Genomic DNA, 14593 nt, shown 5'->3' with positions numbered 1-14593 from the left:
TTTAAGCGCCCAACGCTGTACGCAGTGCGGACTCAAGCAAGGCTGCGTCCAGGTCCTGACCAATCAGCACCAGTTTGGTGGTGCGTGCTTCGTCACTGCCCCAGGCGCGGTCGAAGTGCTTGTCAAAACGCGTGCCCACGCCCTGGATCAGCAAACGCATCGGTTTGCCAGGAATGGCAGCAAAGCCCTTAACCCGCAGGATGTCGTGTTTAACGACCAGCTCGGTAAGCGCATCCAGCAACTGGCGCTCTTCTGCTTGCGGCAGCTCGATGGAAATCGAGTCAAAGGCGTCGTGGTCGTGATCGTCGTGGTCATCATCGCCTTCGTGGTGATGGTCGTGATGGCTGTGGCGGCTGTCGATATGGTCTTCAGAACCGGCGCCCAGGCCCAGCAGCACGTCCAGCGGCAGGCGACCGCTGCTGGCTTCGATGATTTTTACCGCCGGTGGCAGTTCTTCAGCGACTTCGGCACGAACTTTGGCCAGGTCTTCGGGCTTGATCAAGTCGGTTTTGTTGAGGATCACCAGGTCTGCGCTGGCCAGTTGGTCAGCAAACAGTTCGTGCAATGGCGATTCGTGGTCCAGGTTGGGGTCGAGTTTGCGCTGTGCGTCGACCTGGTCCGGGAAGGCGGCGAAGGTGCCACGGGCAACGGCCGGGCTGTCAACCACGGTGATGACCGCGTCAACGGTGCAGGCGCTGCGGATTTCTGGCCACTGGAAGGCTTGAACCAACGGTTTTGGCAAGGCCAGGCCCGAAGTTTCGATGAGGATGTGGTCGATGTCGCCGCGACGGGCAACCAGTTCGCGCATGACCGGGAAGAACTCTTCCTGCACGGTGCAGCACAGGCAGCCGTTGGCCAGCTCGTACACGCGGCCGTTGGCTTCTTCTTCGGTGCAACCGATGGAGCATTGCTTGAGGATTTCACCGTCGATGCCCAACTCGCCGAATTCGTTGACGATCACGGCAATGCGACGACCTTGAGCGTTGTCCAGCATATGGCGCAGCAAGGTGGTTTTGCCCGAGCCGAGAAAGCCGGTAACGATAGTGACGGGGGTTTTGGCCAGTGTTTTCATCGGATGCCCTTTGGCAAAGCGGCGGGCATACGGGACGAGAACCGCCCGGTGTGTGCGGTTACTCTTCGCCACCGGATCACCCCGCCCGGTTGAAGTAAGAATCTGGTACGAGGCAGGTCTCCTGGCTTACGGCTGGAAGTCCGCCAGCGGCTGACCTCTGCCCTGCGCCTTCCCGCTGAATCAGCAGTGGCCTGGCAGGGTTATTGACCGTTTACAGTTGCGGGGGCAGCCGCGGCATACCGCGTTCCCGTCTTAGCTTCGCGTGGCGAAGAACCTCGAAGGTGCAAGGCTACGCAGTGCTTTGTAACAGGTCAATGTTGAGCGACTATCCACTCCCACAATCGAGTTGGCTACAAACACCTGACTGCGCGACAATTGCCGCTTTTTCAGCCGCCCCCGGTTCCAAGGATCTGCTCATGTCGTTGCCCCGCCCTACCCACGTTCTGATCATTGGCTACGTGTGGCCCGAGCCACGGTCTTCGGCGGCGGGCGGGCATATGATGCAAATCATCGAGAGCTTCTTGCAGGAAGGCTGGCACATCACCTTCAGCAGCCCCGCCGGGATTGGCGAACACAAGGCTGATCTGGCGGCACTGGGCATTGCTGAGGTTGCTATCGAGCTGAATAACAGCAGCTTTGATGCCTTTATCAGTGACCTGGCCCCGGATATCGTGCTGTTTGACCGCTTCATGATGGAGGAACAGTTCGGCTGGCGTGTCGAGAAACACTGTCCGAATGCCCTGCGGGTGCTTGAAACCTCAGACCTGCAAAGCCTGCGTGATGCTCGCCATCTGCAACTCAAGGCCCACTTAAAGGATCATCCCGAGCAGGATGACTTCAGCCGCCTGTTTGCGCCCTCGCCCGTGCAGACCTTCGAACACATGGCCGATGCCGATTTGGCGCAGCGAGAAATTGCCGCCATCTATCGCAGCGACCTGAACCTGATGATCTCCGAGTACGAGATTGATCTGCTGGTCGAGCAATTCCACGTGCCCGCCGCCTTGTTGCACTGGTGCCCGCTGATGGTCGACAAGGTGCCGACCGAGTTCGTGCCGTTTGAGCAGCGCCAGCACTTCTTGAGCATTGGCAACTTTCGCCATGCGCCCAATTGGGATGCAGTGCTATGGATGAAAACTCAGGTCTGGCCGCTGATTCGCCAACAGTTGCCCGATGCCCAGTTGCATATCTACGGTGCCTACACGCCGCCCAAAGCCACGGCCTTGCATAACCCCAAGCAAGGTTTCCACGTGTTGAACTGGGCCGAAGACGCGCTGGCCGTAATGAGTAGCGCCCGCATCTGCCTCGCACCGCTGCGCTTTGGCGCCGGGATCAAAGGCAAAATTGCCGACGCCATGCTGTGTGGTACGCCCAACGTGACGACCCCGATCGGCGCCGAAGGCATGCACGGTGACATGCCATGGGCCGGTGCCATTGAACAGAGCGCCAGTGCCATTGCTGCCGCCGCGGTTGAGCTGTATCAAAACCCGCAGGCCTGGCAAAACGCCCAGCAAAACGGGCAGGCATTGCTCCAGGCGCGCTACCTGCAGAGCGACCATGGCCCGGCGCTGGTGCAACGCATCAATGCATGCCGCGCCGGGCTTGAGCAGCATCGGCGCAACAACTTCACCGGCGCCATGCTGCGCCATCACCAGCATAAAAGTACGCAATACATGTCGCAGTGGATCGAGGCGAAAAACAGCGCCAGGCCCCTCACCTCATAAGTCGGGTGCAAGGCGCCGGCGCAGCAAGTAAGTGTCCATGATCCAGCCTTTGCGTTGTCTCGCGACTTCACGGGTGTGTTTGATCTGCTCGCTAACGTCAGCGAGCTTGCCGGCAATCAGGATTTCATCGGCGGTGCCCAGGTAAGCGCCCCAATAAATGTCGAGGTTTTCCTGGGTAAACGCCTGAAACGCGCAGTGGGCATCGAGCATCACCACTACATTGTCCAGGTCTGCGGCGGTCAGTCGTCGCCCGGTGGTGATACGAATCGGCTGGCCAATACCATTTAAGGGCACGCGATGGCGCGCCGCCAATGCCTGCACACTGCTGATGCCGGGGATCACTTCGTAATCAAAGCCGGTGCAGCCATTCGCCCGCACCCGCTCAAGAATACGCAGCGTACTGTCATACAACCCCGGCTCGCCCCATAACAGAAATGCCCCCGACTCGCCCTCGGCCAGTTCATTTTCAATCAGGCGCTGGAACACCTCGGCGCGTTGCTCATGCCAGTCTTCCACGCCCCGGGTGTAGGAAGGCGTTGAGCTATCACGCTGCGGATCACTGACCTGTACCACCCGGTAGGCGGGTTCGCGGATATAACGTTCGCAGATTTCCAGGCGCAGGCGCACCAGATCTTCAGTGGTCTGGCCTTTATCCAGCACAAAAAATACCGATGCGCGGTTGAGGGCGTTAATCGCCTGGACGGTGATGTGCTCCGGGTCACCCGCGCCGATGCCGATCAGTAGCAGTGTTTTCATTGAATCAGGCCCTTTGCGTACAGATCGTCGCCTCAATTGCGACGGAGTAATAACCGTAGCTGGTAGGAATTTAGATAAGGCGGCATGATCGCCCTATAACAATCCGACTAAGCGCGAAATCATGACGCGACTCGCCAGAGCTACCGACCCTTCCTACGAACTGATGGACGACCATAACGGCTTGTCGATCATTTATCGCCAGCATGGCTTCCCCTGCCCCTTGGTCCGCTGGCACTTCCACAAGGAATACGAGCTGCACCTGATTATGGCCAGCAGCGGCAAAGTGTTTGTCGGCGACTATATCGGCAATTTTTACCCTGAAACACTGTTTCTGACCGGGCCCAACCTGCCTCACAACTGGATCAGCCAGGTGAGCGAGGATGAAGTGGTGCCCCTGCGCGACATGCTGGTCAACTTCACCGATGAAATGCTCGAAAACGCGAGCACCGTGTTCACCGAGCTGAAAGCCCTGACGCCAATGCTTGAACGGGCGCAGTACGGCATCGAGTTTCGTTGCGCAAAAACCATTCTCCGGGCGGTCGACCTGATGCAGGCCATTGCTGACGCCACCGGCACCACCCGCCTGGGGCATTTTTTGATCCTGCTGCAGTTGCTGGCCGACTGCGACGATTATCAGCTGTTGTCTGGCGTGACGGCCGGGCACTTGGCTGACGAGCAGACCATCGACCGTACCAACCGCGCCGTGGATTATATTTTTACTCACTACGCCCGCGAGCTGACCCTGGAAGAAGTGGCCGCGTACATGGGCATGAAACCGACCTATTTCTCGCGGGTGTTCAAACAGGCCACCGGGCGTTGTTTTATCGAGTTTGTGAACCGTTTGCGCATCAGCAAATCCTGCGAGCTGCTGGCCGATGGCGAAAAAGCCGTCACCGACGTCTGTTTTGAGTCGGGCTTCAACAATATTTCCAACTTCAATCGGCGTTTTCAGCAGCTTAAAGGCATGACTCCATCACACTATCGGCGCCTTGCGGTCCAGCGTTTAACCGAGCAAAACCAGCCGCTGCCGGGTGAACGCCAGCGCAGTGCAAAATAGTATCGGTTCAAGTGTTTCCAAAGCTTTGTCACGACGGTGATTGAGGGCTGTAATCAGCCCACGTGCAGGTCTCTGGGCCGGCAGCTATAAAAACAATAACCGTCCTTCAAAAGCCGCCTGGCCGATGAAGAGGAGTGCTCAATGAATATTCCTGTCAAAGCGTTATGTGTGGCGACTTGCATGACCCTCAGCGGCATCGCCTTGGGCGCGCAAACCCTGACCATCGCCACGGTCAACAACAGCGACATGATCCGTATGCAAAAGCTCGCGAAAACCTTCGAGAGCGAACACCCCGATATCAAGCTCAACTGGGTCGTCCTCGAAGAGAACGTCCTGCGTCAGCGCCTGACCACCGATATTGCGACCCAGGGCGGCCAGTTCGACGTACTGACCATTGGCATGTACGAAGCCGCACTGTGGGGTGCCAAAGGCTGGCTCGAACCCATGACCGACTTGCCCGCCACGTACGCCATCGAAGACGTGTTCCCGTCAGTACGTGATGGCTTGTCAGTCAACGGCACGCTCTACGCCCTGCCGTTTTACGCCGAAAGCTCCATGACCTATTACCGCACCGATCTGTTCAAAGAGGCAGGGCTGACCATGCCTGAGCACCCGACCTGGGAACAGATCGCAGGCTTTGCCAAACAACTGAACAAACCCGATAAGGAGCAATACGGCATTTGTCTGCGCGGCAAAGCGGGTTGGGGCGAGAACATGGCCTTGATCGGCACTGTGGCCAACGCCTATGGCGCGCGCTGGTTCGATGAGAAGTGGCAGCCAGATTTTACCGGCCCTGAATGGAAAAACGCCCTGAACTTCTACGTCAACACCATGAAGGAGTCCGGCCCTCCGGGTGCGACCAGTAATGGTTTTAACGAAAACCTGGCACTGTTCAACAGCGGTAAATGCGCGATCTGGGTTGACGCCAGCGTCGCCGGGTCATTTGTCACTGACAAAACCCAGAGCAAAGTTGCTGACCATGTCGGATTCACCTTTGCCCCGCATCAAGTCACCGACAAAGGCAGCGCCTGGCTTTACTCCTGGGCACTGGCCATTCCCACCAGCTCCAAAGCCAAAGACGCCGCAAAAACTTTCAGCACCTGGGCAACGTCCAAGGACTACGGCGCTTTAGTGGCTGAAAAAGACGGCATCGCCAATGTGCCGCCGGGCACGCGCAACTCGACCTACACCGACGCCTACCTGCAGGCGGCGCCATTTGCCAAGGTCACGCTGGAGTCGCTCAAAGCCGCCAACCCCAAAGACCCGACCCTCAAACCTGTGCCCTATGTGGGCATTCAGTTGGTGACGATCCCTGAGTTCCAGGCCATCGGCACCCAGGTCGGCAAATTGTTTTCGGCGGCGCTGATTGGCCAGACCACGGTGGACCAAGCGCTGGCAGCCGCCCAGCAATCCACTGAGCGCGAAATGAAACGTGCGGGCTATCCAAAATAGTCGACCCAACGCCAAAAACTTGTGGGAGCGGGCTTGCTCGCGATACAGGCAACTCGGCACACCTGATTCACTGAGGTGATGCGATCGCGAGCAAGCCCGCTCCCACAAACGCTTTGCGTTATTTTTCAGGTACTTACCATGACAACTTCGACTGTTACGACAGCGATCGACGCCCCGCCGCAGGTGCGTAAATCACGGCTGCTCAACCCTGGCTGGTTTCTGGTCTCACCCTCCGTGGCGCTGTTGCTGCTGTGGATGATCGTGCCGCTGGGCATGACCCTGTACTTTTCGCTGATCCGCTACAACTTGCTCTACCCCGGCGAAAACCAGTTTGTCGGGCTGGAAAACTTCACCTACTTCCTGACCGACTCGGGCTTTTTGCCGGGCGCCACCAACACCTTGCTGCTGGTCGGCAGCGTGCTGTTGATCAGCGTGGTCTTCGGCGTGTTGATCAGTGCCCTGCTGGAAGCCACTGAGTTCATGGGCCGCGGCATTGTCCGGATATTGCTCATTTCACCCTTTTTCATCATGCCCACGGTGGGCGCGCTGATCTGGAAGAACCTGATTTTCCACCCGGTATCCGGGATTCTCGCGGCCGTCTGGAAGTTCTTCGGCGCCCAGCCGATTGACTGGCTGGCGCATTACCCGCTGCTGTCGATCATCATCATTGTTTCGTGGCAGTGGTTGCCGTTCGCCATCCTGATCCTGATGACCGCCATGCAGTCGCTGGACCAGGAGCAAAAAGAAGCCGCCCGCCTCGATGGCGCGGGGCCGATTGCGATTTTCTGGCACCTGACCCTGCCGCATCTGGCCCGCCCGATTGCCGTGGTGGTGATGATTGAAACCATCTTCCTGCTGTCGGTATTCGCCGAAATCTTCACCACCACCAACGGCGGCCCTGGCTACGCCTCGACCAACCTTGCCTACCTGATCTACAACCAGGCACTGGTGCAGTTCGACGTCGGCATGGCATCGGCCGGTGGGTTGATCGCCGTGGTTATCGCCAACATCGCCGCCATTATTCTGGTGCGCATGTTGGGCAAAAACCTGACAGACAAGTCGTGAGGATCACGTGATGACACTCCAACAATCCCGCCGTCTGCAAAGCGTGCTGCTCGGCACCCTGGCCTGGGCCATCGCGATCCTGATTTTCTTCCCGATCTTCTGGATGGTGCTGACCAGCTTCAAGACCGAACTCGACGCGTTTGCCTCACCGCCGCAGTTTATCTTCACCCCGACGCTGGAAAACTACCTGCACATTGAGCAGCGCAGTGGCTACTTTCACTTTGCCTGGAACTCGGTGGTGATCTCGTTCACCGCGACCATCTTGTGCATGTTGATCGCGATCCCGGCCGCCTACTCCATGGCGTTCTACGAGACCAAGCGCACCAAAGGCACGCTGCTGTGGATGCTCTCCACCAAGATGTTGCCGCCGGTGGGCGTGCTGATGCCGATTTACCTGCTGGCCAAAAGCTTCGGCCTGCTCGACACCCGTGTCGCGCTGATCATCATCTACACCTTGATCAACCTGCCGATTGTGGTCTGGATGATTTACACCTACTTCAAGGACATCCCCAAAGACATCCTCGAAGCCGCCCGGCTGGACGGCGCCACCCTGTGGCAAGAGGTGATTCGCGTGCTGCTGCCCATCAGCAAGGGTGGCCTGGCGTCGACCTTGTTGCTGTCGCTGATTCTGTGCTGGAACGAAGCCTTCTGGTCGCTGAACCTGACATCCTCCAGCGCTGCACCGCTGACCGCCCTGATCGCCTCTTATTCAAGCCCTGAAGGGTTGTTCTGGGCCAAATTGTCGGCCGTCTCGACCCTGGCCTGCGCGCCGATCCTGATTTTCGGCTGGATCTGCCAGAAGCAACTGGTGCGCGGCTTGTCTTTCGGCGCTGTTAAATAAAAATAACGACTGGAGGCTCATCATGGCCAACCTGAAAATCAAGAATTTGCAAAAAGGTTTCGAAGGGCTGTCGATCATCAAGGGCATCGACCTTGAAGTGAATGACCGGGAATTCGTGGTGTTTGTCGGCCCGTCGGGCTGCGGTAAATCGACCCTGCTGCGCCTGATTGCCGGGCTTGAAGAAGTCACCGGCGGGACTATCTCCCTGGACGGACGTGACATCACCGAAGTCAGCCCGGCCAAACGTGACCTGGCGATGGTGTTCCAGACCTACGCGCTGTACCCGCACATGACCGTGCGTAAGAACATGTCGTTTGCGCTGGATCTGGCGGGCGTACCCAAAGCCGACGTCGAGAAAAAGGTCAACGAAGCGGCGCGCATCCTTGAACTGGCGCCCTTGCTTGAGCGCAAGCCCAAACAGTTATCTGGCGGGCAACGCCAGCGCGTGGCCATTGGCCGGGCGATTGTGCGCAACCCGAAGATTTTCCTGTTTGACGAGCCGCTGTCCAACCTTGATGCGGCACTGCGGGTGCAAATGCGCCTGGAACTGGCGCGCCTGCATCAAGAACTGCAAGCCACCATGATTTACGTGACCCACGATCAGGTCGAAGCCATGACCCTGGCCGATAAGGTAGTGGTGCTCAACGCCGGTAAAATCGAACAGGTCGGCTCGCCGCTGGAGCTGTATCACCACCCGGTCAACCTGTTTGTCGCAGGCTTTCTCGGTACGCCGAAAATGGGCTTTTTGAAAGGCAAAATCAGCCGTCTCGACAGCCAAGGCTGCGAAGTCGCGCTGGATGCGGGCACGCGTATTCAACTGCCATTGAGCGGCCCTTCGCTGAGCCTGGGCAGTGAGGTGACACTGGGCATTCGCCCCGAGCACCTGAATTTGGCCAAGCCCGGCGACTGCACCCTGACGGTCACCGCTGACGTCGGTGAGCGTCTGGGCAGCGACACCTATTGCCATGTGATCACTGCCTGTGGCGAACCCCTGACCATGCGTATTCGTGGTGACATGGCGAGCCAGTACGGCGAGCAATTGCACCTGCATCTGGACAGTGAACATTGCCATTTATTTGATGCCCAAGGGCTGGCCATAAGCCGTTCCTTGCGTGCTGCTGCCTGACTCTGACGCGCTTTTTTTGAGATCGCCCCCATGAAATTGAACCGTCGTAACCTCGACAACCTGACCTCCAAAGTGGCTAAGCCAAACTACCTCGACAGCGACACGCAGCACGGCATCGCGCACTTCGGGGTCGGCGGCTTTCACCGCGCGCATCAGGCGTTTTATACCGATGCGCTAATGAATGAAGGGCGCGATCTGGACTGGAGCATCTGCGGTATTGGCCTGCGCCCCGAAGACCGCAAAGTGCGTGACGACCTGGCAGGCCAGGACTACCTCTATACCTTGTTCGAACTGGGCGACAGCGACGACACGCAAAGCCGCATCATCGGCTCGATCAGCGACATGCTGCTGGCCGAAGACAGCATTCAAGCAGTGATCGACAAACTTGCCAGCCCGCACATCCGCATCGTCTCGCTGACCATCACCGAAGGTGGCTACTGCATCGACGACAGCACCGGCGAATTTATGGCTCATCTGCCGCAGATTCAGCAGGACCTGGCCCAGCCGCACGCACCGCGCACGGTGTTTGGCGTGTTGTGTGCCGCCCTCGCCCAACGCCGCGCCAACCACACCCCGGCCTTTACCGTAATGTCGTGCGATAACCTGCCGCATAACGGCAATGTGGCCCGTAAAGCCCTGCTGGCCTTCGCCGCGTTGAGCAACCCGGATTTGCACGACTGGATCGCCGCCAACGTCAGCTTCCCCAATGCAATGGTCGATCGCATCACGCCCATGACCAGCAACGCCCACCGTTTGCAACTGCATGACCAATTGGGCATCGACGATGCCTGGCCGGTGGTGTGTGAACCGTTTATTCAATGGGTGCTGGAGGACAAGTTCAGCAACGGCCGCCCCGCCTGGGAAACGGTGGGCGTGCAGCTCACCGATGACGTCACGCCCTATGAAGAAATGAAGATCAAACTGCTCAACGGCAGCCATCTGGCGCTGACATATCTGGGCTTTTTGAAGGGCTATCGCTTCGTCCACGACACCATGAACGACCCGCTGTTTGTGGCGTACATGCGCGCCTATATGGACAAAGACGTCACCCCGCAACTGGCGCCCGTGCCGGGCATTGACCTGGCGGTTTACAAAAACACACTGGTGCAGCGCTTCTCCAATCAGGCGATTGCCGACCAGTTGGAGCGCGTGTGTTCTGACGGCTCGTCGAAATTCCCCAAATTCACCGTACCGACGATCAATCGCCTGATTGCCGACGGCGCTGAATTGAAGCGTGCCGCCTTGGTGGTCGCGGCGTGGGCGTTGTACCTCAAGGGGGTTGATGAAACCGGGCAAACCTATGCCATTCCGGACCCGCGTGCTGAGTTCTGCCAGGCGCTGGTGGCTGACGACGAGCTGATCGTGCAGCGCTTGCTGGGGGTTGAGGAAATTTTTGGCACGGCAATCGCGCAGTCGGCCGAGTTTGTGGCGGCGTTTGATTGGTGCCTCAACAGTTTGCGTGAAGTGGGCGTGAGCGGGACGCTGGAGAGGCTGGCGCGGCTGTAAAAGCGCCTATTCCCCCCACCCTCATCCGCGACCACACGTACTGCAAGGCCAGGTTTCTATGAAGCATCTATATCTGGGCATCGATTGCGGCACCCAGGGCACAAAAGCCCTGGTCCTCGACAGCCAGTCCGGCCAGGTGCTGGGGCTGGGGGCTGCCGCTCACACATTAATCCAGGGCGAAAACGGGCGTCGCGAGCAAGACACCGGGCAATGGCTAGAGGCCTTGCAGATCGCCACCCGCCAGGCCCTGAACAACGCCGGGGTCAGCGGCCTGCAGATTCAAGGCATCGGCGTCAGCGGCCAACAGCACGGGCTGGTATTGCTCGACGCAGAGGGTAACGTCCTGCGCCCGGCCAAACTCTGGTGTGACACCGAGTCCAGCGCCGAAAACCAACAACTGCTGGACTGGCTGGGCGGTGATGCCGGGGCGCTCGAGCGCCTGGGGCTGGTGATTGCACCGGGTTATACCGTGTCCAAACTGCTCTGGACACGCCGTCACCATCCGCAGGTACTTGAACAGACCGCGCATATTTTGCTGCCCCACGATTACCTGAATTTCTGGCTGACGGGGCGCTATTGCAGTGAATATGGCGACGCTTCCGGCACCGGTTATTTTAATGTGCGAACCCGCCAGTGGGACCTCGGCATCTTGCGCCACATCGACCCCAGCGGGCGTCTGGAACAGGCACTGCCGCAGCTGCTGGAACCCCATCAAGCGGTCGGCACACTGCGCTCGCACGTCGCCCACTTGCTGGGCCTCAACCCGAATGCCGTGGTATCCAGCGGAGGCGGCGACAACATGCTGGGCGCCATCGGTACGGGAAATATCAGCCCGGGGATCATCACCATGAGCCTCGGCTCGTCGGGCACGGTGTATGCGTTCAATGCGCAAGCGCAGGTCAGCCCGGATGCCTCGGTGGCGAGCTTTTGTGCCTCCAGCGGCGGCTGGCTGCCGTTGATTTGCACCCTCAACCTGACCAATGCCACCAGCGCTGTTCGTGACTTGTTCGGGTTGTCCGTCGAGGTCTTTAACACGCTGGCCAGCCAGGCCCCGATTGGCGCCGACGGGGTCAGCATGCTGCCGTTTTTGAACGGTGAACGGGTGCCCGCCCTGCCCCACGCCACCGGCAGTGTTCAGGGCCTGACCCTGACCAACATGACCCAGGCCAATCTGTGCCGCGCCGCCATCGAAGGCACCACCTTTGGTTTGCGTTACGGTCTGGATTTATTGCGCCGCAACGGCCTGCAAAGCCAGGCCATCCGCCTGGTTGGCGGCGGTTCCAAAAGCGCACTGTGGCGCCAGATGGTGGCCGACATCATGAACACCCCGGTGGTCTGTACCGAACAAAGCGAAGCGGCAGCACTGGGGGCGGCCATTCAGGCGGCATGGTGTGTCAGCGCAGGTGCCGAGACCCTTGAAGACCTCTGCCAACGTTGTGTGCGGCTAGAGTCAAACAGCCAGACCCAACCCGACCCGAACCACGTCGCTGCCTATGAACAGGCTTATCAGCGCTACCGAGAACAGGTAGGCGCCTTAACCGAGTGAGACTTATGTACCTGGTATGCGGTGAAGCGTTATTTGATTTTTTTGCCCAGGCGGACACGGCTGGCTTGCCGAATAAAGTCGGCTTTAATGCGATTGCTGGCGGCTCGCCCTTCAATGTGGCCGTGGGCTTGCGCCGACTGGGCGTCGAAGCCGGGTTGTTTGCCGGGCTTTCCACAGACTATCTGGGCAAACGCCTGAAACAGGTCCTGCTCAACGAAGGCGTGACGGCTCAGTATTGGTGGGAGATCAATGCACCCACCACGCTGGCCATGGTCGCGCTGGATGCCAATGGCGTGCCCAATTACAGCTTTCGCGGTGAAGGCTGTGCCGACCGGCAATTGCACGTGCAGCACTTGCCAACGCTGGGGCCGCAGATACGTGGTGTGCACGTTGGCTCGTTCTCGCTGGTGGTGCAACCGATTGCCGATACGTTGCTGGCCTTGGTGCAACGCGAAAGCGGCAAGCGCCTGATCAGCCTTGACCCTAACGTGCGGCTCAACCCTGAGCCTGATATCGAGGTGTGGCGCCAGCGGATCAAGCAACTGATCCCCTATGCTGACCTGATAAAAGTCAGCGATGAAGACCTTGAGTTGCTGTATCCGGGACAAGACCCGCAGCAGATCGCGCAATCCTGGTTGAGTCAGCGTTGTCAGTTAGTGTTTTTGACTCGGGGCGCAGAAGGCGCAAGCGTGTTCAGTCGCAAACATGGGCAGTATTCGCTGCCAGCGCAGTCGGTGACCGTGGCCGATACCGTGGGTGCCGGTGACACCTTTCAGGCTGCGGTCATCGCCTGGCTGACCGAGCAGCAACGGGATTCAATCGAAGGTTTTCAGCAGTTGAGCAAAGCGGACATCGCCGCCCTGCTCGATTTTGCGTGCCGTGCGGCGGCACTGACCTGCAGCAAAACCGGGCCGGATTTGCCGTACAGGCACCAATTGGATTGAGACATCTCTTGTAGGAGCGAGCTTGCCTCGCGATCTTTTGATCTTTAAAAGCTCGCGAGGCAAGCTCGCTCCTACAGGGGGGATGGTTACCAGATCGACAGGTTATAGCCGACGATCAGTCGTGTTTCGTCGACGTCGCGGGCGAATTTTGAGTAGTTGGTGCGGTAGGTCGCATTTCTGAAGCGCACGCTGACGTCTTTGAACAGGCCGCTCTGCACCACGTATTTGAGCTCGCTGTCGCGCTCCCACTCTTTGCCTTCTTCGTTGCGGCCAACCACTTTGATGTTGTCGCCGTTCACGTAACGGGTCATGAAGGACAAGCCGTCGATGCCCATGGCCTTGAAGTCGTAGTCGTAACGCAGTTGCCACGAACGCTCTTGCGCGTTGGCGAAGTCGTTGACCTGAACATAGTTGACCAGGTACGGATTGGTCCCATCCAGGTACGGCATTGAGGTCTTGCCGTTCAGGGTCTGCCAACCGGCACCGAATTTATGACCGCCCAACGAGTACGACAGCAGAGTGCCAAAGGCACGGTTGTCGATATTTCCGGCCCTGGACGAGCCGCTGTCATCGCTTTTCAGCAAGCGCACATCGGCGGCCAGTACACCCGGCCCCATCGGCTGCTTGGCCAACAGGCCAATGAACTGCTGACGGTAAATGTCTTGTAGCTCAGCGTAGTGGTACTGCGCCGTCAGTTGCTCGTTAACCTTGTAATCGAGGCCGTACATCGTGAAATGGTCAGCCGTGATGTTGCAGGCATAACGCTTGTTTTTGCAGTTCAGCCGCAGGTCCTGGGAGTCGGTGGAGTCCCGTGCGGTGTAGCGGTCCAGACGCGAAGCCATGAACTTCAGGTCTTTGATTTCCTGGGACTCCAGCATCGCGCCGTTGAAGATGTTGGGCAGCAAACGGCCGTCGTTGTACTTGAGCAACGGCAGGTCAGGCAGCAAGGTGCCGTACTTGAGCACGGTCTTGGAAACACGCATTTTGGCGGTCAGGCCACCTTTGGCGTATTGATCTTTGGAACGACGCGGATCGCTGCCGGTCGAAGGCAGCAGGCCGCTGTTACTGTTGGCCGGGCTGGAGTCCAACTTGATCCCCAGCATGCCCAGCGCGTCGAGGCCAAAGCCGACGGTGCCTTCGGTGTAGCCCGATTGCAGGTTGAGGATAAACCCTTGGGCCGTCTCATCGCGTTTGGAAGCGCCTTGAGGGCTTGAACTGCTGCCATCGCGGAAGTCGCGATTGAAGTACACCGTGCGCGACTCCAGCGAGCCGCTGCTGTCTTCAAAAAAACCGCCGGCCTGCGTCTGGGCAGCGAAACCGGCAAACACGGCCAGTGCACTCATACGCGCCATGCGGCTTTGCTTCAACGATGAAAAAGGATGAACCATGACCATGCTCCAGCAGCGAATCTTTCGCGCAACAAAAACAAGGGACGTCGCACCTGCGGTGAAATACCGAAGCGAATCCCTTGCCTGTAAAAACGGGGCGCAATTGTACGAAAGGCTAA

General features: G+C 58.7%; 12 protein-coding genes and 1 riboswitch. Of the genes, 9 read left to right on the top strand and 3 right to left on the bottom strand.

Annotated features, from left to right (window positions below; genetic code table 11):
- Nucleotide 1 precedes the first annotated feature (1 nt).
- Nucleotides 2-1072, bottom strand: coding sequence for a cobalamin biosynthesis protein CobW (gene cobW / locus GHO41_RS01495; protein ID WP_153432802.1), 1071 nt, complete (start codon nt 1070-1072; stop codon nt 2-4).
- 93 nt (nt 1073-1165) lie between these two features.
- Nucleotides 1166-1365, bottom strand: a riboswitch (cobalamin riboswitch).
- A gap of 123 nt (nt 1366-1488) precedes the next feature.
- Between cobW and GHO41_RS01490 the strand changes: the two genes are divergently transcribed.
- On the top strand, nt 1489-2793 hold the full coding sequence (locus tag GHO41_RS01490; RefSeq protein WP_153432740.1) for a glycosyltransferase: 1305 nt from the start codon (nt 1489-1491) through the stop codon (nt 2791-2793).
- Here GHO41_RS01490 and cobF read toward each other — a convergent pair.
- Entirely contained in the window at nt 2788-3549 is a 762-nt protein-coding gene (gene cobF, locus GHO41_RS01485; protein ID WP_153432738.1) for a precorrin-6A synthase (deacetylating), read from the bottom strand. The genes GHO41_RS01490 and cobF overlap by 6 nt on opposite strands.
- Before the next feature lie 121 nt (nt 3550-3670).
- Here cobF and GHO41_RS01480 point away from each other — a divergent pair, with 121 nt between their 5' ends.
- The 8 genes from GHO41_RS01480 (at nt 3671) to GHO41_RS01445 (ending at nt 13086) form a co-directional block, all read left to right on the top strand.
- The gene (locus tag GHO41_RS01480; protein ID WP_153432736.1) at nt 3671-4606 is read left to right on the top strand and encodes an AraC family transcriptional regulator; all 936 of its coding nucleotides are present in this window, start codon (nt 3671-3673) and stop codon (nt 4604-4606) included.
- 141 nt (nt 4607-4747) lie between these two features.
- Nucleotides 4748-6058 carry a sugar ABC transporter substrate-binding protein gene (locus GHO41_RS01475; RefSeq protein ID WP_153432734.1) on the top strand — a complete coding sequence of 437 codons (1311 nt, stop codon included), beginning with the start codon at nt 4748-4750 and terminating at the stop codon, nt 6056-6058.
- Nucleotides 6059-6196: 138 nt separating this feature from the next.
- Entirely contained in the window at nt 6197-7123 is a 927-nt protein-coding gene (locus tag GHO41_RS01470) for a carbohydrate ABC transporter permease (protein WP_048371714.1), read from the top strand.
- Between the two features lie 7 nt (nt 7124-7130).
- Nucleotides 7131-7964 (top strand): carbohydrate ABC transporter permease, encoded by an 834-nt coding sequence (locus GHO41_RS01465; protein WP_371928796.1) that lies wholly within the window; start codon nt 7131-7133, stop codon nt 7962-7964.
- Nucleotides 7965-7986: 22 nt separating this feature from the next.
- The gene (locus GHO41_RS01460) at nt 7987-9090 is read left to right on the top strand and encodes an ABC transporter ATP-binding protein (RefSeq protein WP_153432731.1); all 1104 of its coding nucleotides are present in this window, start codon (nt 7987-7989) and stop codon (nt 9088-9090) included.
- A gap of 30 nt (nt 9091-9120) precedes the next feature.
- Nucleotides 9121-10596 carry a mannitol dehydrogenase family protein gene (locus GHO41_RS01455; protein WP_153432729.1) on the top strand — a complete coding sequence of 492 codons (1476 nt, stop codon included), beginning with the start codon at nt 9121-9123 and terminating at the stop codon, nt 10594-10596.
- A 58-nt stretch (nt 10597-10654) separates the two neighbouring features.
- Nucleotides 10655-12142, top strand: coding sequence for a xylulokinase (xylB, locus tag GHO41_RS01450; RefSeq protein WP_153432727.1), 1488 nt, complete (start codon nt 10655-10657; stop codon nt 12140-12142).
- Nucleotides 12143-12147: 5 nt separating this feature from the next.
- A complete protein-coding gene (locus GHO41_RS01445) occupies nt 12148-13086 on the top strand; it encodes a carbohydrate kinase (RefSeq protein ID WP_153432725.1) in 939 nt (312 codons plus the stop codon).
- A gap of 86 nt (nt 13087-13172) precedes the next feature.
- Here GHO41_RS01445 and GHO41_RS01440 read toward each other — a convergent pair whose 3' ends face one another.
- The gene (locus GHO41_RS01440) at nt 13173-14474 is read right to left on the bottom strand and encodes an OprD family porin (protein WP_153432723.1); all 1302 of its coding nucleotides are present in this window, start codon (nt 14472-14474) and stop codon (nt 13173-13175) included.
- Between the last annotated feature and the right edge of the window lie 119 nt (nt 14475-14593).

The sequence above is a fragment of the Pseudomonas sp. FSL R10-0399 genome, assembly GCF_009600165.1.
In the GTDB taxonomy this organism is placed as follows: domain Bacteria; phylum Pseudomonadota; class Gammaproteobacteria; order Pseudomonadales; family Pseudomonadaceae; genus Aquipseudomonas; species Aquipseudomonas helleri.
This window is presented reverse-complemented; position numbering and strand designations above follow the sequence as displayed.